Origin of the sequence: Candidatus Symbiobacter mobilis CR, from assembly GCF_000477435.1 — a bacterium.
Classification (GTDB): Bacteria; Pseudomonadota; Gammaproteobacteria; order Burkholderiales; family Burkholderiaceae_C; genus Rhodoferax; species Rhodoferax mobilis.
This window is the reverse complement of the sequence record NC_022576.1, coordinates 2,611,010-2,634,892: the sequence shown is the minus strand read 5'-3', so window position 1 is coordinate 2,634,892 and position 23,883 is coordinate 2,611,010. Positions and strand designations below refer to the sequence as shown.

At 62.6% G+C, this 23,883-nt stretch carries 18 protein-coding genes; 14 read left to right on the top strand and 4 right to left on the bottom strand.

The window, feature by feature from the left end; genetic code table 11:
• The first annotated feature begins 46 nt into the window (after positions 1–46).
• Both CENROD_RS10735 and CENROD_RS10730 read left to right on the top strand, forming a co-directional pair.
• Complete coding sequence (locus CENROD_RS10735) at positions 47–2,719, top strand: glycosyltransferase (RefSeq protein ID WP_151194624.1); 2,673 nt, start codon at positions 47–49, stop codon at positions 2,717–2,719.
• 177 nt (positions 2,720–2,896) lie between these two features.
• On the top strand, positions 2,897–3,583 hold the full coding sequence (locus CENROD_RS10730; protein WP_022776158.1) for a glycosyltransferase family 32 protein: 687 nt from the start codon (positions 2,897–2,899) through the stop codon (positions 3,581–3,583).
• A gap of 144 nt (positions 3,584–3,727) precedes the next feature.
• Here CENROD_RS10730 and CENROD_RS10725 read toward each other — a convergent pair whose 3' ends face one another.
• Both CENROD_RS10725 and CENROD_RS13980 read right to left on the bottom strand, forming a co-directional pair.
• Complete coding sequence (locus tag CENROD_RS10725; RefSeq protein WP_022776154.1) at positions 3,728–6,586, bottom strand: AAA family ATPase; 2,859 nt, start codon at positions 6,584–6,586, stop codon at positions 3,728–3,730.
• A 58-nt stretch (positions 6,587–6,644) separates the two neighbouring features.
• The gene (locus CENROD_RS13980; RefSeq protein WP_041194679.1) at positions 6,645–8,180 is read right to left on the bottom strand and encodes a methyl-accepting chemotaxis protein; all 1,536 of its coding nucleotides are present in this window, start codon (positions 8,178–8,180) and stop codon (positions 6,645–6,647) included.
• Positions 8,181–8,412: 232 nt separating this feature from the next.
• Between CENROD_RS13980 and CENROD_RS10715 the strand changes: the two genes are divergently transcribed.
• The 12 genes from CENROD_RS10715 to CENROD_RS10660 all read left to right on the top strand — a co-directional run bounded on the left by CENROD_RS10715 (position 8,413) and on the right by CENROD_RS10660 (position 21,647).
• Positions 8,413–9,516 (top strand): 3-deoxy-7-phosphoheptulonate synthase, encoded by a 1,104-nt coding sequence (locus tag CENROD_RS10715; RefSeq protein WP_022776146.1) that lies wholly within the window; start codon positions 8,413–8,415, stop codon positions 9,514–9,516.
• Complete coding sequence (locus CENROD_RS10710; protein WP_022776142.1) at positions 9,513–10,220, top strand: response regulator; 708 nt, start codon at positions 9,513–9,515, stop codon at positions 10,218–10,220. The genes CENROD_RS10715 and CENROD_RS10710 overlap by 4 nt, the downstream gene beginning before the upstream one ends.
• Positions 10,221–10,235: 15 nt before the next feature.
• Positions 10,236–11,615: a sensor histidine kinase gene (locus tag CENROD_RS10705; RefSeq protein WP_022776139.1), complete on the top strand. Its 1,380-nt coding sequence runs from the start codon at positions 10,236–10,238 to the stop codon at positions 11,613–11,615.
• Positions 11,602–12,384, top strand: a complete 783-nt coding sequence (gene lipB / locus CENROD_RS10700; protein ID WP_022776136.1) for a lipoyl(octanoyl) transferase LipB — start codon at positions 11,602–11,604, stop codon at positions 12,382–12,384. The genes CENROD_RS10705 and lipB overlap by 14 nt, the downstream gene beginning before the upstream one ends.
• Positions 12,381–13,295, top strand: coding sequence for a lipoyl synthase (lipA, locus tag CENROD_RS10695; RefSeq protein WP_022776134.1), 915 nt, complete (start codon positions 12,381–12,383; stop codon positions 13,293–13,295). Before lipB ends, lipA begins: the two co-directional genes overlap by 4 nt.
• 17 nt (positions 13,296–13,312) lie before the next feature.
• Positions 13,313–16,819, top strand: a complete 3,507-nt coding sequence (locus CENROD_RS10690) for a DEAD/DEAH box helicase (protein WP_022776130.1) — start codon at positions 13,313–13,315, stop codon at positions 16,817–16,819.
• 98 nt (positions 16,820–16,917) lie between these two features.
• Positions 16,918–17,418 (top strand): TRAP transporter small permease, encoded by a 501-nt coding sequence (locus CENROD_RS10685; protein WP_022776125.1) that lies wholly within the window; start codon positions 16,918–16,920, stop codon positions 17,416–17,418.
• Positions 17,406–18,734 carry a TRAP transporter large permease subunit gene (locus tag CENROD_RS10680; protein ID WP_151194622.1) on the top strand — a complete coding sequence of 443 codons (1,329 nt, stop codon included), beginning with the start codon at positions 17,406–17,408 and terminating at the stop codon, positions 18,732–18,734. The genes CENROD_RS10685 and CENROD_RS10680 overlap by 13 nt, the downstream gene beginning before the upstream one ends.
• Before the next feature lie 17 nt (positions 18,735–18,751).
• Positions 18,752–19,678: a phosphoribosylaminoimidazolesuccinocarboxamide synthase gene (locus tag CENROD_RS10675; protein ID WP_022776118.1), complete on the top strand. Its 927-nt coding sequence runs from the start codon at positions 18,752–18,754 to the stop codon at positions 19,676–19,678.
• Positions 19,679–19,680: 2 nt separating this feature from the next.
• Complete coding sequence (gene ruvB / locus CENROD_RS10670) at positions 19,681–20,781, top strand: Holliday junction branch migration DNA helicase RuvB (protein WP_420795908.1); 1,101 nt, start codon at positions 19,681–19,683, stop codon at positions 20,779–20,781.
• A gap of 122 nt (positions 20,782–20,903) precedes the next feature.
• A complete protein-coding gene (locus CENROD_RS10665) occupies positions 20,904–21,239 on the top strand; it encodes a type II toxin-antitoxin system Phd/YefM family antitoxin (protein WP_022776111.1) in 336 nt (111 codons plus the stop codon).
• A gap of 15 nt (positions 21,240–21,254) precedes the next feature.
• Positions 21,255–21,647, top strand: a complete 393-nt coding sequence (locus tag CENROD_RS10660) for a type II toxin-antitoxin system RelE/ParE family toxin (protein WP_022776109.1) — start codon at positions 21,255–21,257, stop codon at positions 21,645–21,647.
• Positions 21,648–21,654: 7 nt separating this feature from the next.
• Here CENROD_RS10660 and CENROD_RS10655 read toward each other — a convergent pair whose 3' ends face one another.
• Positions 21,655–22,272 (bottom strand): cob(I)yrinic acid a,c-diamide adenosyltransferase, encoded by a 618-nt coding sequence (locus CENROD_RS10655; RefSeq protein ID WP_022776105.1) that lies wholly within the window; start codon positions 22,270–22,272, stop codon positions 21,655–21,657.
• Positions 22,273–22,287: 15 nt separating this feature from the next.
• Positions 22,288–23,877, bottom strand: a complete 1,590-nt coding sequence (locus CENROD_RS10650) for an ATP-binding response regulator (protein WP_022776101.1) — start codon at positions 23,875–23,877, stop codon at positions 22,288–22,290.
• Between the last annotated feature and the right edge of the window lie 6 nt (positions 23,878–23,883).

Genomic DNA, 23,883 nt, shown 5'->3' with positions numbered 1-23,883 from the left:
GTAAGTCCTACTATCTTCTTTGCTATCCCACCCCTATTGCATTGCTGTGCGTTCTATCACTCCCATTCCTCCCCTCTCTGCAGCAAATCGGGCTTTTTCCCAGGGCGATTTCTCCGCAGCCCGTGCGCTCTACGCCCAGGCTATGTCCGTCTATCCCGACATTGCGCACCTCGTGCAAGGGAACCTAGACCTCTTGGCCCGCAGATCCGCCCAAGCTTGCCACCTCCCGGTTGTGCCTGCGCAGCCTGCTACCCACCTGCCTTGTACTGCGCTCGTCATTGCCTGGGATGTAGGCCACAACGCCCTCGGCCGCGCATACATGCTAGCGGAAGTCTTGGCTCGCGTCGTTCGGCACGTGGTATTGGTGGGCTTCCAATTTCCACGGTATGGAGACGCCATCTGGGAGCCATTGCGCCATTCCTGCATTCCCATCGTCACGCTCCCCGGCCAAAACCTGCCACAGTTTCATGACCAGGTACGGCGTATCGTGCAGCGTTACCAGCCAGATATCGTTGTTGCCTGCAAGCCCCGATTGCCGTCGTTGGAGCTGGGGCTGCTGATGCGGGAGCAATGGGGTTGCCCGCTGATCGTCGATGTCGACGATCATGAGTTGAGTTTTGCACCTGGCCGCACCCCGTTATCACTGGAAGCACTGCTGGCAACGCCTGCCGGTGCTGCACCCTCAACGCCTGCCCCGTATGGCGAGTTGTGGACGCGCCTTGCCCACAGTCTTTGTTTCAAAGCAGACGCCATACTTGTCTCCAACCCAGCACTGCAAGCGGAGTTTGGAGGCACTGTATTGCCCCATGTCCGCGACGAACGCAACTTCAACCCCTCCCTATACGACGGCGCAGCCCTCCGTAAAGCCCACAACGTTCCCCTCGACGCCAAGGTCGTGCTATTTTTCGGCACAGCGCGTGCGCACAAGGGGCTAGACGTACTCGCACGTGCGGTAAGCGAAATCGACAACCCCTGTTTTCGATTGCTCATCGTCGGTGGATCGGTGGATCACAAATCCCAAGAAGCCTTACAGGCCCTGGCTCCCGGCAGGATACTCTGGCTCCCCAGCCAACCTTTTTCCAAGATTCCAGACATCCTCTCGATGGCTGACATCGTCTGCCTTCCCCAGGATGAAAACCATCCTACTTCCGCATACCAGCTTCCTGCCAAGGCCATCGACGCGATCGCGATGGGGATTCCGCTCGTGGTCAGCGCCACGCCCCCGCTGCAACAACTGATCCGCGATGGCGTAGCGCACCCCATCCCCCAGAGCGGATTGGCGCAGCTCCTGACAAAACTGGCTACCGGGCGCGAAACGACCTCACACCGACAGCGGGAGTGCTTTCTCCACCAGTACAGCTACGCGGCAGCAGCGAGCACCCTGCGTGGGGTGGTCACCGAATGTCTGGCCCAGCCCCTACGCATGCAACCGGCAATAGGCCCGACGCTGATTCGGGCCAGCCTGCACGCGCTGGGTGCTGATGCCGCCCATACCCCCAAGCCCTTCGCATCGCAGGGGACCGACATCGTCGTGTTCTGGAAGCAGAACGACACTTGCCTGTATGGCCGTCGGCACGATATGGTGATCCGGTATCTCGCCTCGCGCCCGGATGTGCGGCGGGTATTGGTATTTGACGCACCGATGTCGGAACATGATCTCCATCGGATGCAGCAACACCAGGATACCGTCCACCAAGCACGACATATCTACATTTATACCTACCAAAAGTTGCTGGGAGTATTCGATACGGAAAAGATTTCCTACAACGTCTTCGTTTACCCCCCTGGAACCTACAGCATCGATCCTGCATCTCAAGATAAACCTTATCTCAATACGGGATTCATTCCATACCTTCGGCAAGTATTCGAGCGAGAAGGGGTTGATCCTTCCCAGTCTGTATTCCTGGTATATCCGAAGCTATATCCCATCGTAGAAATTCTGGACGTTTTCCGGCCAAAAAGATTGCTTGTCGATGTCGTCGACGACCATCGCGCATGGCCCCATGTTTCTGCCCAGGAAATCACCAGACTCACGGAGCATTACCGCGACTTAGTTGGGCGTGCGGATATGGTCTGGACGAACTGCGAACCGGTTCGCATGTCGATGTCTCAGTACGGGAAAAACGTGCATCTTGTTCCGAATGGATGCGACGAATCGCCACCAACGAAACCACCCTCGCATTGCACGGCATTCCAGGCATTTCTTGCCCGCCCCGGCAAAACTATTGGGTATGTAGGGAATCTGGAAAGCAAAATCGACATCGCCTTGCTGGACACCCTGTGTACCACCTTCGAAGATTGCAAGGTCGTATTGATCGGTTCCACCCACGCCAACCGGGACATCGTCCGGTTACAGCGCCACCCCAATGTCCTGATGCCCGGGGTCATCCCCTACCAGGATGTGGGCGCCTGGGTACGACAGTTCGATGTGGGAATCATCCCCCACCTCCGCTCGCCCCTCACCCGCTCCATGCATCCCCTCAAGGCGTATGTCTACCTTGCCCATGGGGTGCCGGTGGTATCGACCGATGTGGAAAACATCGACACCCACTGCCCTTCGATCACCGTGGCGCGGGATCGGGACGATTTCGTCGAAGCCGTTCGCATTACCTTGTTACGTGGTACTCGTCAACGCAATGTCGATCGGATGTACGTGCAACAGCATGGTTGGTCGGCCAGGCTGGGGCAGCACGTGGATCAGTTACTCGCTAATCCATAGCGAAACCATAGAACCAATTTCAGTAGGCAGGCGAGCCGAAGCAGTGTGCGTGGCGCCGGAGCGCAGGAACCGGAATGTACTTACGGTACATGAGGATTCCGAGCACCGCCGCCGCGTGCAATGCGATGGCGCAGCCCCTACTGGAATAGGTTCTTAGGCATCATCGAAGTTTTCCCCATGCCTATTCCGAACATTCTTCATTTCGTATGGTTTTCCCCGACAGGAACCACCACAGGCACCCTGCCCGGGGAGGTGCAAGACCTCATTGAGCTTTGGCGTGCATACCACCCTGACTTTGAGGCGATCGTCTGGAACGATTCCATGCTGCGCACTGCCTTTCTCGGCGACGATGTCTTATCCGCCATTGATGCATGCCGCTTCGAGGCAATGAAATCGGACCTTGCCAGGCTGGCCATCCTGCACCACATCGGTGGGTTCTACTGCGACGTCAAAAACCGGCCGATGCAGCCTTTTCTGGATTCGCTTCGCTGCGAAGAAGCAGCCATCATCGCGGAGCATCCACCTACCATCGATAACGCAGCGGGCAAACTCTGCAATGCTTTTCTCGCCGCCGCGCCGGGCCATCCCTGTGTAGAGCAGGCACTGACCGCAGCCCTGCGCAATGTGCAGCAACGCAAGACAGATGGAGGTGTCACCAATATCACCGGCGCCCAAATCTTCCGGCGCCTCCTCACCCAAAAGCCAACACTGCCAGTACGGATCATTCCCAGCCAACAAGCATGGTTCCACCGAACAGGAGATAACGGCTGGATGCAACGTATCTCTGCCGACTACAACGGCAAAGACAAATCTTTGCACTGGTCTATCCGACAAAAGAGTGAACCGTGGTACCACACAGAGTAACGGCCCAATTCGCTAGACCCTCGTCCTTTTCCGCTGGGCTACGGTATGCGTACATCACATCGATTCCGCCGTCGGAAACCATCGCAACTTCCGTCGCTCCTACAAAAAACCGACAAGGTACGAAGATGTCGATGCCCCCCCTCCTCACGACAACAACCGCCCCTTCGTCCCCTCCGACACCCATTCCGCACCGAGCACCTCCATCACCGCCTTCCACACCGGTTCCTGCGTGGTGCCGTCATGCCAGCGGAGTTGCATCTCGGGGTTGGGGAGGTAGTGCCCCACCTGGGTGCGTACCCAGAGCTTGCGTGCGGGGATATAGGTGCTGTCCCGCTCTGCGCGGGCGAGTACTGCGTTGATGTACGTCCCCTTGCGGCGGCGGGCTTGCCATATATGCAGCGGCAGGGTGTCGAACACCTTGGCAAAGAGGGCAGCGAAGAAACCCTGTGCGTACTTGTAGTAGGGATAGTCCCGCCTGCCCATCGCATCGCTGCACAGGGTTTTGAACCCGGCCAACATCAGGCTTAGCACCCAGTATTCGGCTTGGGCGTGGTGCAGGGGGTGGTAGCGCTCGTCGGTCTGCACGTCCAGCACCGGGGGCGCAATGCGGTCGAACAGCAGGCCTAGGGATTGCTTGGCGTACTGCAAATCGTCCATCGCTTGGCACAGCGCTTCCATCCAGGGGGTGTGGCCGAATTCGTTGCGCAACGCAGGGTTCGCGCCGCGCTCCAGCAGCGCATCAACCAAGGGCAGATTGCCCGCCAACACGGCCATCGCCAGCGGCGTGGCACCCACCACCGTCTTGTGGTCCACGCCGTACTGGTCGCACTGGCGCAAGATGTCTTTGAAGTTGTGGGCGGTATAGGGCTGCAAGTGCCGCTTGCGCAGCGTCTGCACCTGCGGGGCAGACGTATTACGACCAAATGCTTCCCACGCCTGCCATATCGGCTGCGCAGGGGCAAAGTGCGCTTCTTTGTACAAGCGGCGAATCCACATGTGTTGACCATGCCACAGCGCGTAGTCGTACACCATTTGCCGAACCTTGTTGGAAGGGTCCGCCGGGTTCAACACCTTGGGCAATAGCTCCTGCACCAGCGTTTGCGTCCAGGGCTTCCACGGCACTTCTTGCGATCGCAGAAAGGTGTCTTGAATCGCCTGCGCCTGTTCCACCTTGCCCTGCAACGCGAGCTTGCGCGCCTCCTGCGCCCATTCTTCGCGGGTGGAAGCACGGGCCACCGGGGCGCTGAGGGGCGCAGTGCCCGCCTGCAACCCCAGTAAAGCGAACAAGGGGTGGCGCAAATCCGATTCGACCAGCACCAGGCTTTGCACCGCGCGCGTGATGGCCACGTATAGCGCGTTGACGTAGAACTTGTAGATTTCCAGTGACTTGTCCGCCTTGTCCCGCGCACGGTTGTAGGCCAGCGTCTGCACATCCAAATCTTCCGGGCGCACCCCCTCACATACCTCGGTATATGCGGCGCGCTGGCCGGAAATCAGCTCGAACAGAATCACGTGGGGGTATTCCAGCCCTTTGGCTTCGTGTACGGCAAACACCAGCGGGGTGGAAAAGTATTCCCTGGCGCGGGGCTTGTCTTCATCCCGCAGCACCACCACTGCGTACTGCGCCGAAGTGCGGGTGCGCGTGTTCAGCTCTTTGACCCCGGCGGATCGCACGTCGAGCAACTGCGCGGAACCTTCCTCCATCGACGCGCACTCAACGAGGAAATTGCTTTCCTTGTCGATCGACCCGAAGCGCGCCTGCTTGATCTTGAGCAGCGCGTTGGCTAGCTCCGTCACCGTTCGCGTATTGCGAAAGTTCGCCTGCAAAACGGATAGCTCCTGGCGCTGGCTGTCCATGCCGACCACGCCGTGCCAGAACAGGCTGCGCACCGCCGCCCAGGAAAAGAAATTCGGGTGGACGATCTGGTTCGAGTCCCCACACAGCAAAAACTGCCCCGGCGTTTTGAGCGTAGCCAACACCAGTGCGAGTTGGACGTTGGTCAGATCCTGCACCTCGTCGATGACGACGAAATCGTATGTCGGCGTCGCCAGCGCCCGCCATTCCTGCGCCACCAGGTTGAGGTCGAACAGCCCTGTATCGCGCAGCCACTGACGATAACGCTCGAACAAGGCATGCGCCGCCGTGCGCGCCTGCTCTGCGAACAGCGATTGCCGTGCCCCCAGCGCAAGGTAGGTGGGCAAATCCAGCGGCCCTGCCGCGCTGGCGCCGATCACCCCGCGAAATTCCTCGTACAGCGCATGGGCGTCCACCTCCCCCAGGCTGGAACGCGCCGCAGCGCGGTGCCGCTCGAACCACCCTGCAAAAGCGGGGTACGTCACTTCCCGCCCCTTGGGCACGCGCAGTGTTTCGACGAACTCGCGGTAGCTCAGAAAGGATGCCTCTTGGTGCGGGTTCTCGAAGCCATGCGCCTCATAAATCGCCCGAGCGGACTGCGCCAGGTACGCGGAGTGGGTGACGTACAGCACCCCGCCCGTGGCCTCGCGCATCTTGGCCAGCGTCACCGCCGTCTTGCCCGACCCCGCAGACCCCACGACGACAACGGGCGGAACGAGCCGCCGCACAGCTTCCTGCGCGTCGTCGAAGACGATGGGGCGGTCCAGCAGCTCGAACTCGCTGCGCGTGGGATGCAGCCAGCGCAGGGCGGCCGCTTCTAGCACTGCGTGATCTTCCTGCTCCGGGGCGCCCACCGGTTCCGCCTCGATCTTCGATTCATCGACAGGGATACCCCGCAAGAACCGCGATTTTTCGTAGGCATGGTTCTCAATGACTTCGAGCACCAGGCACACCGTCTGCCCCCCGCAGCGTGCGAACTGCAATAGCAGGCGGTCGCTACGGCCAAGCTTGGCGCGCCAGAACTTGCCTGGCGCGAGTTTTTTGACGTCTGCGGATCGAAAGTCGTCGGCCTCCAGGTACGCCCGCACCTTGGCAAACGCCGCCTTCACCTTCCGCAAATCCAGGTCTTTGTAGGTCAATACACGCATGGGAGGAGTGGTATGTAAAGTGGACCCTAGCTAGCCTGAAGGCCAGATTCATCACAGCTCATGTCTTGAAAAAAGTCATGGTTTGCTGCAACAGTTCGGCCTGACTGCTCATTTCCTCAGCGGTGGCCGCCAATTCTTCCGCACAACTGGCGTTTTGCTGGGTGATGGTGTTGAGTTGGTTGACCGCTTGATTGATCTGACTCACCCCACTGCTTTGTTCGGTGCTGGCGGCGGTGATTTCTTGCACCAGATCGCTGGTTTTGCGAATGTTGGGCACGATCTCATCAAGCAGCTTGCCGGCTGTCTCGGCCAGCGCCACACTGCTACCGGCCACTTCGCCTATTTCTTGCGCGGCACATTGGCTGCGCTCCGCCAATTTGCGCACTGCTGCGGCCACCACCGCAAAACCTTTGCCGTGTTCGCCGGCGCGGGCGGCCTCGATGGCAGCGTTGAGCGCCAACAGATTGGTCTGCGCGGCAATATCGTCAATGATGCTGATCTTCTGCGCAATTTGCTTCATGGCAGCCACTGTGGACGTGACCGCATCACCGCCTTGCACCGCATCCGCCGCAGCTTTGCTGGCCATGCCATCGGTCACTTTGGCGTTGTCGGTGTTGTGGGCGATGCTCGCTGTCATTTGCTCGACGCTGGCGCTGGTCTGCTCCACGCCTGCCGCCTGCTCGCTGGCGGCCTGACTCAGGGACTGCGCTGTGGCGCTGACTTCTTCGGACGCACTGGCCAACGCGTGAGCGCCTGCGTTGACGTCCGAAACCACCTGCTTCAAGCTCTCGGTCATCTTCTTCATGGCAAACAACAGGCTGGAGGTGTCGCGCGGGCGCAGGTCGATCCGAACCGTCAGGTCGCCCTGGGCGATGCGCGCCACCGCACTCCGCGCCACGGTAGGCTCGCCGCCCAAATCGGCCATCAGGCTGCGCACAAGCATCCAAGCCAAGCCGATGGAGAGCACCAACGCGGCCAACATGGCCCCCGTGATGGCGTTGGTGGATGTTTGGTGCAGGCTCACCGCCTCAGCGTTGCGGGCTGTGGACTCTTGCTCAAAGTGTTCGGCCAGCGCGGCGACTGCTTTGTCGAATTGCCGTTGCAGTGGGTTGATTTTGGTCAGCAACACCATGTTGGCAGTCCGGTAATCGCCCCGCACAAGCGCCTCCAAACCGGGTTGGATGCCGTCTTTCGCCAGCGTGGCGCGGGTCGTTTTGACTTCGGCAACCAGGGCCAGCTCTTCGGCATCCGTGATCTTGCGAGCTGCGAACTGCGACCACACCGACTCGATGGCGGTCAAGTGGTCTTGCACGGATTGGGTGTGCATGTTTGCCGGGTGGTCATGCATGGACAAAAACGGGTTGTCGGGCGCATGCTGAAAACCCAGCAGCATCTGCGCCCGAATCTCGCCGTAGTGGGCACGCACCGCATCAAGCTGCCCTTTGGGAACGATGTTGTCGCTGTACGTGACCAGGCTTTGCTCCACCAACCGCCCCACGCCTTTCATGCCCAACAAGGCAATCACCCCCATCAGGCACATCATCAAAGCGACCAAAAACCCCAGGCGCAACCGCACCGACAACTGCTTGAACATTCCAGACGCTCCAGACTGGTTCATAAACAAAGAACAGGGACTTGCGCAACATTGTCCCTGCTGGGCAAACCCATGCACCCCACTACACTTTTCCCATCCGCAGGCCATCTCTATAGCATCGGCTTGATGCTTCTTGATGCTTATTCCCACTCCGGTAACTGTCCACACTACCGGGACCACTGCGGTTTTTTGTTTATCCCTCTTTCCTGTTCCTCTGCTTCCATACCCGCCCATGCCTTCCCACCCCAACGACCGCACCGGCCAGACCGACAACGAACGCATCAAGGAGATTGCTGTTCTGCCCCCGCCGGAGCACCTGATCCGATTCTTCCCCATCCGGGGGACGGCCACCGAGCGGATGATTTCCGCCACGCGCCACCACATCCGCAACATCATGGCGCAGCAGGATGACCGGCTGCTCCTCGTCATCGGCCCGTGTTCGATCCACGACCCCGCCGCAGCGTTGGAGTACGCCCGCAAGCTGCTGGAAGAGCGCAAGCGCCATGCGCAGACGCTGGAAATCGTCATGCGCGTCTACTTTGAAAAACCCCGCACCACTGTGGGATGGAAGGGGTTGATCAACGACCCCTACCTCGACGAATCCTTCCGCATCGACGAGGGCCTGCGCATCGCCCGACAGTTGCTGATCGACATCAGCCGCCTCGGCGTTCCCGCAGCGAGCGAATTTCTTGACGTCATTTCCCCACAGTACCTCGGCGATCTCATCGCCTGGGGCGCCATCGGCGCACGAACAACCGAAAGCCAGGTGCATCGCGAACTAGCCTCGGGCCTATCGGCGCCGATCGGGTTCAAGAACGGCACCGACGGCAACGTGCGCATCGCGACGGACGCCATCCACGCCGCAGCCGGGGCGCACCACTTTCTGTCCGTCCACAAAAATGGGCAAGTCGCCATCGTGCAAACCAAGGGCAACAAGGACTGCCACGCGATCCTGCGCGGCGGCAAGGAACCGAATTACGACGCCGCCAGCGTCGCGCAAGCCTGCGCGGATCTGGAACACGCTGGGCTTTCCCCCCGGGTGATGGTCGATTGCAGCCACGCCAACAGCGCCAAGCAGCCTGCACGGCAGGTGGACGTAGCCCAAAACCTGGCTGCGCAAATCGCCGCCGGTTCACGCAACATCTTTGGCGTGATGGTCGAAAGCCACCTCCTCGCCGGCGCCCAAAAGTTCACCCCAGGCCGCGACAAGGTCGAAGCGCTCGAATATGGCAAGAGCATCACGGACGGCTGCCTGGGGTGGGAAGATTCCACCCGTGTGATCGAGCTGCTCTCCGACGCCGTCCGCGCACGCCGAAACCGTTCCGCAGCGGAATGACCCCCGCGCCATCCGCACGCATCTTGGTCGTCGACGACGACCCCGGCCTGCGCGAGCTGTTGGCTTCTTACCTGGGCGCGAACGGCTTTGCCGTCATCGGCGTGGGGGACGGGGTGGCGATGCGCGCGGTGCTGGCCGAAGGGGGGATCGACGCGATCGTTCTCGACCTGATGCTGCCCGGGGAAGACGGCCTCTCCCTGGTGCGCGCCGTGCGTGCGACGTCGGCGATGCCCATCCTGATGCTTTCCGCACGCGGTGAGGAACTCGACCGCATCGTCGGGCTCGAAGTCGGCGCGGACGACTACCTCCCCAAACCCTGTGCGCCCAGGGAGCTGCTTGCCCGCCTGCGCGCTCTGCTTCGGCGCAGCCAAGGCCCGCAGCCTACTTCGGAACGCAAGCGTTTCGGCCCCTTCGAGCTGGACATGGCCAGCCACCGGCTCTGGCGCGATGGCGCCGAGATCCCGCTGACCACCGCCGAATACCAGTTGCTGGAAATCTTCATCACCCGCCCCAACCGGGTACTCACGCGCGATGTGCTCGTTGACCAGCTCCGGGGCTTCGACCGCGACCCGATGGACCGCAGCATCGACAACCGCGTCACCCGCCTACGCCGCCGTATCGAAGACGACCCCGCCAACCCGGCATACATCCGCACGGTGCGTGGTGAAGGCTATCTCTTTCATCCGCAGGGCAACGAGGGGTGACCCCCCGCAACCACAGTGACCCGCCCCCCAGTCAGCCTGCTACGGCAGCACCTATGGTCGCTGTCCGTGGCTTTTCTGATCGTCGAAGGGGTGACGGTTGCCCTGTTCGTGCTGTGGGTGCTGCGCCCGCTCGAACACAGTGCCGCCGATGACTTGGCCGCGCTGATGGTGCTGTCGGCGCAGACCTGGGCGGAACTGCCGCCCCCGACGCGCCCGGCCTTTGAAGAAGAGCTGCTGCGCAGCCACGCGCTGGCGCTGCGCACCGACGCCCCCGACCGCCTTGCGCCCTCCGCGCCCCTTGCCGCGTCGGCGTTCTTCGTCGCGCTGGAGCAAGCGCTGTCCAAGCGTTGCGGGCAGCCCGTCCAACTCGTTGCCGAACATCTCGAATCCGGAACGTGGTACTGGGTGCGGATTCCCGTCGGAGAAGCAGGCTTGGCCGTCGGTGTTTCGCACCACCGAATCACGACGCGCCCCTGGACGGCCCTCGCCCTGGCCATGCTTTGCGCCCTGGCCTCTGCGGTAGCCACGGCAGTGTGGCTATCGGCATGGCTGACGCGCCCGCTGGCACGGCTCGAAGCCGCCACTGCGGACATTGGCCAAGGCAAGGCCCCCGTCCTCCTGCCCGAAGACGGCCCGCGCGAAATGGTCGCGGTCATCCGCCGCTTCCACGCCATGTCTACCCAGGTGCAGGAGCTGCTTGCGGCGCGCACCACCTTGTTTGCCGGCGTCTCGCACGATCTGCGCACTCCGCTAGCACGGATGCGGCTTGCGCTCGAAATGCTCCGCGAACAGCCAGCCCCCGCGCTGATCGACCGCATCGACCGCGACATTGAGCATATCGATGCCTTGCTGCAGAACGTCCTGGCCCTCGCACGCGGGCTGACGAACGAGCCTGCCGTGCGCGTCGATGTGGCAGAGTTTTTGGCCGACCTGGCACGCGATGCGGGTTTTGCGGCCCCTGGCCCATCGCAGCCTGGCAGGAACGATGGGTGTCACATCCGGGTGCAGGCTCCCTCTGCGCTGCACGCCTGCATCGCCCGCACTGCGCTGTCGCGCGCGCTCGGCAACCTGGTACACAACGCACTGCGCTATGCACCTGGCTCCCCCATCGATCTCGAAGCCCGTTTGCAAGAAGGCCATCTGCGCATGGGCGTCGCAGACCGTGGCCCAGGCATCGACCCCGCGTTGCTCGACACCGTTTTCGCGCCTTTTTTCCGCATCGAGGCCTCTCGCAGCGCCGCGACAGGCGGTTCCGGGCTGGGGCTGGCAATCGTTCGCGAGCTGGCGCGTATCCATGGCTGGACAGTCTGGCTGGAAGCGCGGCCCCAGGGTGGGTTGCAGGCGTGGATCGACCTTGGCCCCTTGCAGCAGGATTGCGCCGATGCACAGTCCTGATCCCGCCTCTTCGTCCCATTCCTTCGCCATCGTCGATTGGGGCAGGGTGGACTATCTCCGCACCTACCGCGCGATGCAGGACTACACGGCCCAACGCACGCAGCCCGCGCCGGAAGACGCACGCGACCAGCTTTGGCTCTGCGAACACCCTCCCGTCTACACCCAAGGGGTGGCGGGGCGCAGCCAGCACCTGCTCTGCCCGGGGGACATCCCCGTGGTGCAGACGGATCGGGGAGGGCAGGTCACGTACCACGGCCCTGGGCAGGTCGTTGCATACCCGCTGGTCGATGTGCGGCGCATCGGCTGCCCTGTCCGCGAATACGTCACCCGGCTGGAAGAAGCGCTGCTACGCACGCTGAGCGACTTTGGCGTTGCCGGGTTGCGCGTGGCGGGCGCGCCGGGGATCTATGTGGAATGGCCAAGCCCTCACCCCTGCCCCTCCCCCGCCGAGGAAGGGGAAAGCGCCCCCTCCACGCGCCCCGTATGGACTGGCCTAGCCAAAATCGGCGCGCTGGGGGTGAAGGTATCCCGGCACTGTGCGTACCACGGCATAGCGCTCAATGTGGCGATGGATTTGGAGCCGTTTTCGCGCATCAACCCCTGCGGATATGCAGGGCTGGCAACGGTCGATCTTTCTACAATGCATGTTTTTGCGGCTTGGCGGGACGTCGCCGAAGCACTATCGCACCACTTGGTTTGCGTTCTGCAACCAGGTTTTCTCCCCCCCTCTTCCTCCCCCCGCGCGGCGCGCATCTCCGGGTCTTCATGAGCACCGAGTCTTCTGCACCGCCCCAGCGGACTGTGCTGCCCAAGCCTGCGTGGATTCGCGTCCAGGCCGGCGGCGCGCGCACCCAGTACCTCGAAGTCAAAAACCTGCTGCGCACGAATCGGCTCCAGACCGTCTGCGAACAGGCAAGCTGCCCCAACATGGGGGAATGCTTTGGGCTGGGCACTGCGGCGTTCCTGATCCTCGGCAAGGTATGCACCCGCCGCTGCCCTTTTTGCGACGTGGGCCACGGCAGGCCCCAGCCCCCGGACCCCGAAGAACCCCAACAGTTGGCAGATGCCGTGGTGCGCCTGCGGCTGGGGTATGTCGTCGTCACCAGCGTCAACCGCGACGACCTGCCCGATGCCGGCGCGGGCCACTTTGTCACATGCATCAAGGCGCTGCGCCAAACCTGCCCGGCAACGCGCGTCGAAATCCTGACCCCGGACTTTCGCGGCAAGGAAAGCGATGCGCTGGCCATCCTGGGTATGGCATTGCCCGATGTGATGAACCACAACCTCGAAACCGTCCCCCGCCTGTACCGCGAAGTGCGCCCCGGCGCCCGCTACGAACACAGCCTGCGCCTGTTGCAAGACTTTGGGCGCCGCTACCCCGATGTGCCGACCAAGAGCGGCCTGATGCTGGGGCTGGGGGAAACGGACGAGGAAGTGATGCAAACGATGCAGGATTTGCGGGCGCATGGCGTGCGCATGCTCACCATCGGCCAATACCTTGCCCCATCCAAAGACCATTTGCCCGTCCAGCGCTACGTCCACCCGGACACCTTCCGTGCGCTCGAAGCCCGTGCCTACGAACTGGGCTTCGACCATGCCGCCGTCGGGCCGATGGTGCGTTCGAGCTACCACGCCGACGCGCAAGCCCGGCAAGTGCTGCCCGGCTGTGACCATAGCTAGCCTCTCCTACCGCATCCATGCTGCCCCATCCGACTACGACAACGCCTTGGCTCAACTTGCGCTCGCTGGAAAAGTCGTGCAGGCTGGGCGTATTCCATCTGGCCAACGATTTCTACCTCAAGCAATACGTCACAGACGTGAGCGTGGAGCAACTCGGGGAAGACTGGCTGATCAAGGGGGAACTGCGGGGACCCGAAAAGCACCAACTCTTCCATCCCACTGTCAACTTGATTCGTGGCGGAGAAGGCACGGTCATCCACTGGATAGGAACCTGCGGCTGCCGTAAACACTATTGCGCCCATGCCGCAGCACTACTCCTCAAAGTGGCTTATCGGGGTACGGCTTGGGTGATGCAGCAATTGGGTACAGCCTCCGTGTCTGCCACCGTATCCCCCGCTGAAGCCGCTGCCAAAGCCCATGCCGCCAAGCTCGAAGCCGAACGCGAGCGCACGCGCCTGCAACTCACCCAATGGCTGCACACACAGGAACTGTTCACACCGGTTTCGACCCCACGCTCTACGTCGGCATCAGCCCCCGCAGCCTCGCGTTCTGCGAACCAATTGCTGTACCTGCTGGGGTGGGAACTGGCCAAAAACGACATTCCCAAGCTGTACCTCGACGTCGTTCAATGCCGCCGCAAAGTGTCCAGCGATGGGTGGACCAAGGTCAAGCGCGTAGGGGTGCATCTGGTCTCCGGCGTCGGCACCGACCTGCTGTGTACCGAGGAAGACCGCGACATCATGCGTATGTTGCAAACCCTGCCATCCAAAAAAGCCCCCACGGCCTATACCCATTACTACTACAGCGGCTACAGCCCCTACGACACCCACACCTCCGCAATCATCGAAGGCCGGTGGGGAATGCAAGCCCTGCAAATGGCCTTGCAGACAGGGCGTATCTACACGCAGGACACCCAAGGCCAGCCGGTTCTCCCCGTCACCTGGGGAGAACCCCAACCCGTGCGCTGGGCATGGCGCAACGACCCCAGCGACTCTTTCGAGGGAGGCTTGTGGACGCTGTACCCCGAGCACGACCATCCCGGAGAGTTGTTCGTCCCCACCCAACCCCCGCTGTACTGCCAGCCCACGCTGGGGGTATGCGGCCCGCTTGATCTGCAAGGCATGGAAGTCTCGCGCTTTGCCGCCTTGCTGCAAGCGCCGCCCATCCCCACGGAAACGCTCCAGGCGCCGCCTCTGGAGCTGATGCGCCTGCTCGGAACCCTGCCGCTGCCCCCTGCCATCCCCCGACCGCCTACCGTGGCTGGCGTGCAGCCGCGTGCGCTGCTGCACCTGCAACGGGTTCCTGCTATGGACACCCCCTACAAAGGGCTGGCGCAGGCTACCTTGACTTTCGACTACGCCGGGCACCGGGGATGGTGGACGGGCCAAGGCTCCAGCGTCATGGTCGAAGGCCCCGAAGGCAGCGTGCTGTTGTACCGGGAAACCCAGGCGGAAGTGGAGAGCATCGACAAGCTCCTGGCCTTGGGTTTCACCGCCTTGTCCAGTGCTTCCCACAATGTCTTCGTCGTGGCACCCCCTGCCTCGCAGTCCGTGTGGCCCGGATGGGCGGATAGCGACTACGCAGCGCTGCGCGAAGCAGGCTTCGATATCGAAGTCGGCGAAGAACTGCGCGACTGGGTACGCCACGCCGATACGCTGCACGTGGCCTTGGCCCCCGAAGGCGACGACGAGCGCACATCCTCGTGGTTCGACTTGTCGCTGGGTGTCGAAGTGGACGGCGTTCGCCACAACATCCTGCCGTGGGTTCCTCACCTGCTGGCCGAGGCCGCCAAAAACCCCCGCGACCCGGAATCGGGATTGCCCACCCTGCCACCGTATCTGTATCTGACCACCACGGAACAGATGCAATTCCTGCGCATCCCCACACAAGACATCCGCCCATGGATCGGCGCGCTCCTTGACCTCTTCGGCGAGCATGGGCACGATTTCTCGCACGAGAGCCTGCGCCTTTCGCGCTATGCCGCGCTGCGCACCACTGCGGCGTTGGGCGTCGGCGCCGTGTGGGAAGGCGCCAACCATCTGCAAGACATGGTGCAACAGCTCCGGGGATGCTCGACCCTACCGTCGATGGATATGCCCGCCAACGTCGTCGCGGAATTGCGCCCCTACCAGCGCCTTGGCGTGGACTGGCTGCAATTTCTGCGCGAACACGGGCTGGCTGGCATCCTGGCCGACGACATGGGCCTGGGCAAAACCCTGCAAGCGCTCGTCCACATCCAAATCGAAAAAAACGCCGGTCGGCTGGAACACCCCGCGCTCATCATCGCCCCCGTCAGCCTGATGGGCAACTGGAGGCGCGAATGCGAGCGGTTCTGCCCGGAATTGCGCCCCATCGTGATGCATGGCAAGGATCGGCACGAATTGGCGGAATGCATGACCGACCACGACGTCGTCATCGCACCCTACTCGCTGCTGCACCGCGACCGTGACCGCTGGCTCCAAGCCCGCTGGCATCTGGTGATCCTCGACGAAGCGCAGAACATCAAAAACGCCAACACGCACGCCGCGCAGGTGGCCAGTGAACTCCCCGCCACGCACCGCGTCTGCCTTTCGGGCACCCCGATGGAAAACCATCTCGGTGAGATATGGAGCCTGTTCCACTTTCTGATGCCGGGTTTTCTGGGCAGCCACAAGCGCTTCACCGAGCTGTTTCGCAACCCCATCGAAAAACAGGGCGATACCGCCACGATGCGCCAGTTGCGCGCACGGGTCACGCCCTTCATCCTGCGGCGCACCAAAGATATCGTCGCCAGCGAACTGCCGCCGAAGGTCGAAACGATCAGCCGCATCGAACTCTCGGGCAAGCAGGCGGACCTGTACGAGACGATTCGCCTCGGCATGGAAAAAATCGTCCGCGAGGCCCTGCAAAACAAGGGGCTGGCGCAGTCGCAAATCACGATTCTTGACGCGCTGCTCAAGCTCCGGCAGGTGTGCTGCCACCCGCAACTGCTCCAGCTTGAAGCCGCGCGCAAAATTCACCAGTCCGCCAAGCTCGAATACTTGATGGACACGCTGCCGGAAATGCTGGCCGAAGGACGGCGCGTGCTGCTGTTTTCGCAGTTCACCAGCATGCTCTCGCTGATCGAGGTCGAGCTGGCGCAACGCAATCTGCGCTGGGCCAAGCTGACCGGGCAGACGCGCAAGCGCGACGAGGTGATTGCCCAGTTCACCGACGGAGAAGTGCCCCTGTTCCTCATTAGCCTCAAGGCCGGTGGCGTGGGGCTGAATCTGCCGCAGGCGGACACGGTAATCCACTACGACCCCTGGTGGAACCCCGCTGTCGAAAACCAGGCGACGGACCGTGCGCACCGCATCGGCCAAACCCAAAGCGTGTGGGTGCTCAAGCTCGTCGCGCAAGGGACGATTGAGGAACGCATCCTGGCCTTGCAAGAGCGCAAAGCCGCGCTGGCGCAGGGGATGTACAGCGATGCCCAAGAGCGCAAGCAGCCGTTGTTTACCGAAGGCGATTTGGCAGAGCTGCTGCGGCCCTTGTCGGCAGCGTAGTCCCGTTCCCTATTGCGACTTCCGTCGCTCCTACACCCTCGACATCAGCACTGCGCATCCCCTCGACGCATTGCTTTCCCGCCAGGCATGATTGCCGTATGCACACCGACCTTTCCCCCTCCTTCGACGCCATCCCCCAGGCTGCGCGAGCGTTGGCGCTGCTCGGCGCGCTGGGGTTTCTGGCGCTGGCGGTGCTGAGCGTCGTCAGCGTCGTCGGCAGAAAACTGGCCGCAGCCCCCATCCCGGGCGATATCGAACTGGTGCAAATGGGCGCGGCGGTGGCTGCTTCTTGGTTCTTTCCCTACTGCACGTTGCGTGGCGCGGATCTGAAGATCGACATCGTGCCCCGGCGTTGGCGCGCCGGGTGCATGCACTGGCTCGACACCGTGGCATCACTGGGCATCGCAGCCTTTGGCGCCCTCGTGGGCTGGCGCGTCGCGGTCGGTGCCTGGGGGCTATACGAGGCTGGGGAAACCAGCATGGTGCTGGGTTGTCCGCTATGGATTCCACAGATGCTGCTGGTTCCCGGGTTCGTACTGATGGGAGTGTGTGGGCTGCATCGCGCCGCTGGGCACTGGCAACAGGTATGCAAGCGATAAGCCCCTTGGCCCTGGGCGCCACGCTGTTTCTTGCGCTACTCGTGCTGCTGGTGGCCCGCGTTCCCATTGGCATCGCCATGTTCGCCGTCGGCGCGGCGGGTACCTGTGTGCTATCGGGGTGGGAAGTGTGGTTGCAGCACCTCAAGCACCTTCCCTATGCACGCCTATCCAACTACGACTTGGCTGCCATCCCGCTGTTCCTATTGATGGGGCAGTTCGCCACGCAAGGGGGACTCAGCACCGCGCTATTCCGGTTCATGCACGCGCTCGTCGGCCGCTTGCGCGGCGGGATGGCCATGGCGTCGATTGGCGCTTGCGCGGGGTTTGGCGCGATCTGCGGTTCCTCGGTCGCCACTGCTGCGACGATGGGGCACGCCATCCTGCCGGAATTGCGCAAGCTGGGGTACTCCCCTTCTCTCGCCACCGGGTGCCTGGCCGCAGGGGGAACGCTGGGCATTCTGATTCCCCCGTCGATTCCCCTGCTGCTGTACGCCATCCTGACCGAGGAATCGGTGGGCAAGCTCTTCGTCGCAGCCCTGTTGCCCGGGGCATTGGCTGTGCTGGGATATGTGCTCGTCATCCACCTCCTCGTTCGACTGCGGCCCGGTTGCGCACCGAGTGTCGAGATGACGGAGCAGGTGCCCTGGCGCAGCGCCCTGCCCGGCGTCGTGCCGGTATTGCTGGTGTTCGCCGTCGTGATCGTCGGCATCTACGGCGGGTGGGCCAACCCTACCGAGGCCGCAGCGATCGGCGCCCTCGCCTGCGCAGCCTTGGCGCTGCGGGCGGGCCGAATGCGATGGAAGGAACTGGTGCATTCCCTGCTCGGCATGGCGCAAGCCACGGCAATGATTTTTCTGGTGCTGTTGGGGGCGGACATGCTCAATACGGCGCTGGCCTTGTCCCAATTGCCTGCCGTCCTTGCCGACCTGGTGCGCGAAGCCTCCCCAAATCCGATGACGGTGGTCGTAGGAATTCTGCTGGTCTACCTGTTGCTAGGCTGCCTGATGGACAGCATCGCAATGGTCGTGCTGACCGTCCCGATCTTTGCCCCCATCGTGCTGGGGCTGGATATTCCCGGCATCGACCGCGCAGACCTGGGCCTGTGGTTCGGCATCCTGACGCTGACAGTCGTCGAAATCGGGCTGATCCATCCCCCGATGGGGCTGAACATTTACCTGATCCAGCGCATCGCCGGGGATGTTTCCCAGGGCCAGGTGTTCCGGGGCGTGCTACCGTTCCTGGGTTCTGATTTCGTCCGCATCGCCCTGCTGCTGGCGTTCCCACCGATTTCCCTTTTTCTCGTCCACGCCTCCTGAAGGCACTAAGGTACCCCATGACTCCTCCCCCTCCTACCCTGCATAGCTCCACCATACGATCCTTACCCCTGCTCGGCCGGGGCAAGGTGCGTGATAACTACGCAGTAGGCGACGACCGCATCCTGATGATCGCCACCGACCGCGTCAGCGCTTTCGATGTGGTGATGGATCAGCCCATCCCCGGCAAAGGCGTGCTGCTGACGCAAATGTCCCGGTTCTGGTTTGACCTGCTCGGCCCCAAGGGACGCAACCTCTGCGCCCACCACCTGCTCGACGACGACCCCGCATCGGTCGTCGACCCCGATGAAGCCTGGCAAGTGGAAGGACGCGCGATGCTCGTTCGCAAGCTGCGGCCCATCCCGGTCGAGGCCGTCGTTCGCGGCTTCCTGGCCGGCAGCGGCGCACGGGAATACCTGACGCGGCGCAGCGTGTGCGGCATCCCCCTGCCCGAAGGGCTGGCCCACGCCAGCCGCCTGCCCGAACCCCTCTATACCCCCACCACCAAGGCTGCGCTCGGCGCGCATGACGAGAACATCACCTACGAACGCACCGTCGAGATGCTGGGAGAGGAACGGGCACTACAGATCCGCAACCTCAGCATCGCGCTGTACCGCGCCGCCAGCGACATCGCCCTGGGTGCAGGGATCCTGCTGGCCGACACCAAGTTCGAATTCGGCCTCGACGCAGACGACCACCTCGTGCTGATGGATGAGGTGCTCACCCCGGATTCCTCGCGCTACTGGCCGGTCAAAGGCTACGTTCCCGGCGAGACGCCGCCGAGCTTCGACAAGCAATACCTGCGCGACTGGTTGGAAAGCGCGCAGGTCGATGGCAAACCGTGGAACAAAACCCCGCCCCCGCCGCGCCTGCCCGCAGAAGTCATCGCCAACACCGCAGCCAAGTACCGCGAAGCGCTCGAAAGGCTGACGAGCATCCGCACGTGAGCATCCAGGTCGATGCCCTGGGGGCGGCCCCCGCGCAGCGCATCGTGCAAGGCGCTGCCACGTCGCGCAACGAAGAGCAGGCCGAGCGCGCCTTGCGCCCCACCCTGTTGCGCGACTATGTCGGGCAGGCCAAGGTGCGCGCGCAACTGGAAATCTTCATCGGAGCAGCCAAAAACCGGAAAGAGGCGCTCGATCACGTCCTGCTCTTCGGCCCCCCCGGTCTGGGCAAAACGACACTGAGCCACATCCTTGCCCGCGAGCTGGGCGTGGGGCTGCGGCAAACCAGCGGCCCCGTCCTCGAAAAACCCCGCGACCTCGCTGCGATGCTGACGAACCTGGAACGCAACGACGTCCTGTTCATCGACGAAATCCACCGCCTCAGCCCGGTGGTCGAGGAAATCCTCTACCCGGCGATGGAGGACTACAAGATCGACATCATGATCGGCGAAGGCCCTGGCGCGCGGTCGATCCAGCTCGATGTGCAGCCTTTCACCCTCGTCGGCGCGACCACGCGGGCCGGGATGCTGACCAACCCCTTGCGCGACCGCTTTGGGATCGTCGCCCGGCTGGAGTTTTATACCCCCGAGGAACTGGTGCAAATCGTTCGCCGCAGCGCTTCCCTGCTGGGGATTCCCACCGACGCGGAAGGCAGCCACGAAATCGCCCGCCGCTCGCGCGGCACCCCGCGCATCGCCAACCGCCTGCTACGCAGGGTGCGCGACTACGCCCAAGTCAAAGGCGCAGGCCACATCACGCAGGACATCGCGCAAGCAGGGCTGGCGATGCTCGACGTAGACCCCCAGGGGCTGGATCTGATGGATCGCAAGCTGCTCGAAGCAGTCATCCACCGCTTCGACGGCGGGCCTGTGGGCCTCGACAACATCGCCGCCAGCATCGGCGAAGAGCGCGAAACGATCGAGGACGTAATCGAACCGTACCTGATCCAGCAAGGCTACCTGCAACGCACAGCCCGCGGGCGCGTTGCCACCGCGTCGGCATACCTGCATCTGGGTTTACAGGCCCCTATGGCTGCTGCGCCACCCGATGCCCTTCGCGCCCCCCCAAGCTCCCCCCTCAACACAACGCTTCCGCTCCCGTTGTAGGAGCGGCGGGAGTTGCGATGAGCAATTGCTAAGAACCTATTTCAGTAGGCAGGCGAGCCGAAGCAGCGTTTCAGAGCGCATATGATGTGCAGAATTTTGTACAACACTTGAAGGAGCCAAGCATGGCCATTTCTGCCGGTGACGTGATCCCGCTGTCGCAAGCCAGGGCGAACCTGTCCGAACTGGCCGACCAGGTGAAGGCTGGAGCCGAGAAGATCATCACCAAGAACGGTGAGAGCTATGTGGCCATGATCGACGCCCAACGGCTGGACTACTACCACCAGCTAGAACGCGAACGCATCCACCTGCTGCTGATTGATGATGCGAGCAACGGCCTCGCAGATGTCGCAGCGGGCAAGGTCAAGGATGCGCACAGCACGCTGAACGCCATCAAACGCCGCCGCGTGCAATGCGATGGCGCAGCTCCTACTGGAATAGGTTCTAAGGCTGCAGGATAAGAACGGCATCGCATCGTGACAGCCAAGCACACCGTCAAACTCACGGGCAACTTCGAACGGAACCTTGAGGAGCTTGAGGCCTTCTTCGTTGAAGCCGAGGCTCCGCATGCCTTCGACGCGCTGCTGGACGAGCTGACGGGTACCGTCATCCCCAATCTAGAAAGCTTCCCCGGCATGGGGCGCTTGTTCCTAGAACGGCCTACGCGCTCAGTCGAGGTTGCCAACGGGATGGCTCGCCTGACCAAACAACTTGGCTCGCTCGCTAAGGACGGCGAACTGCGCGAATACGTGATGACGCACTACCTGCTTTTGTACGCGCGAATCAAGGGCACGGACTACTTGCTTTCCATCCGCCACCAACGGCAGCTTTCATTCGATTTTCAGACGCTGTGGCCTGCATCGCCTTGAGCGACCATCAGTCCGTCATGCCCGCGAAGGCGGAAGTCTCTCCAGCGGTTCCGCGCCATACCGCTTCGCAGCCTGTCTCATGCAGATTGCAGACCCGCGCCAGCACGAACAGCAAGTCGCTTAGGCGATTCAGGTAGCGTTGAAGTCGTTGCAGCCCTGGCAACGAGGAAAGTGATGGCGGCGATGGCGATTCCCGTTCGACTACGGTGACGAGGGCAACGAGTACACGTTCTGCACGTCGCGCCACCGTTCTGCACACATGGGCCTGCGCTGCGGCGCGGGTGCCTGCGGGGAGCAGAAATTCGCGCAGCGCAGGCAGCTCGGCGTTGTAGTGCGCGATGGCCTCGTCGAGTACACCCACTGCTTGCTCGGTCAGCACCGTGTACCCCGGGGTAGCCAGCTCGGCGCCTACATCGAACAACTGGTGCTGGATTCCGACCAGCAACGGCTGCACCCCCGGTGGCAGTGGCTCGCACAGCAGCAGCCCGATATGGGCGTTTAGCTCGTCGACCTCACCCAGCGCATGAACGCGCGCATCGTTTTTGGAGACGCGGGAGCCATCCCCGAGGCCGGTGGTTCCGTCGTCGCCGGTGCGGGTGACGATGCGCGTGAGCCGGTGTCCCATGGTGGTGTCCGTGGCCTACGCCCCGGCCAGTGGCGGGGCATCTTGACTATGGCGGGGCAGCGTGACGGTGACGGTCGTGCTGTGCAACTCGTCGCTCGTGACCATCGTGATCGATCCGTTCTGCGCCTTGGCAAGCATTTGCGCGGAGTACGTACCCAGGCCGCTGCCGCCAACCTTGCCACTGGTGGCGAACTTTTCAAAAAACCGTGCGCGCAGCGTGGCCGGAACCACGCCACTGTTGGTGATGAGTACCCGCAACGGGGATTCGTCCTTGAGGTGGACAGTGACCCGCGTATCGGGGGGCGCTGCCTCGCAGGCGTTTTTGAGCAGGTTTTGGAATAGCGAGTGGCAAAGCATCGGATCACCCAGCGCCTGCGGTAGCTCGGTGCCGACGGGGGTATCGGTATCGACCTCAATCGTGAGGCGTTTGTCGGAAAAGGTTGGGCGGAACAGGTCGACGATCCGGTGCAGCACTTCCCCGATCTCTACTGGAACGGCGCGAAGCCGGTATTGCCCCATTTCGATCTTGTACAGATCACCGGCCAGATTGACCATATTCATCGCCTGCTGCGCGGTTTGCTCGACCAGGCGCAACTGCGCGACGTGTTGGGGCGCGAGGGAGTCATCTTCCGCCAGCGCCTGCACCATGCCGACGATGCCTGCGAGCGAACCTTTGAGATCGTGGCGGGAGATGTTTTCCGCGTCCTCCCGCGTGCGGGCGGCTTCGAGCATGGAGTCGTAGTCGGCTTGCAGCTTGCGGCGCATGTCGACGAACTGGATGAAATTGCGCACCCGCGCACGCAGCGCCTTGGGGTCGGACGTTTTGGAGACGAAGTCCACCGCGCCCAATTCCATGCCCTTGAGCCGCGCTTCGTCGTCGGTCAGCCCGGTGACGAAGATGACGGGGAGTTGCGCCGTGGCAGGCCGTTCCCGCAGGCGGCGCACGACCTCGAAGCCGTCCATCCCCGGCATCAGCACGTCCATCAGGATGAGATCCGGGGGAGAGTCGGTATCGCACAGCGCGAGGGCGGCTTCGCCATCGGCAGCGCTAAGCACCTGGTACTCGTCCTTGAACATTTTTTCGAGCAGGCGCAAGCTGACGGGGTAGTCATCGACAACGAGGATGCGCGACGGTTCGAGGGTGGGACCCATTTCAAAACCGTCTGCGTCGTCGGAAGGAGGGGGCAGGTTCGCATTCCCAGCGGGCCTGGGTGCAGACGCGGAGCGGGGCCGGAAAATGAATTCCAGCCGGGCCTTGAGGCTCCCTGCGTTGTAGGGCTTGACCAGCAGGCTCGTGACCCCAGCATTGATCACCATCTCAATGCGACGTCGTTCCGCCTCGGCGGTGATCATCAAAAAAGGCAGCTTGGCGAGCTTGGCGTCGGCGCGGATCGCCTTGAGCAAATCCAGCCCGGACATGACTGGCATGTTCCAGTCCGACAGCACGACGTCATACTTGCCCAGCCGCAACATCTCCAGCGCTTCGGCGCCATTGCGGGCCATCTTGATCTTGTCGCAGCCCATCCCGCGCAATTGGTTGACGGTGACGGCACGCATCAATTCCAGGTCGTCGACGACCAAGTAACTGAGTTGATGCAAATTCATGGGGGC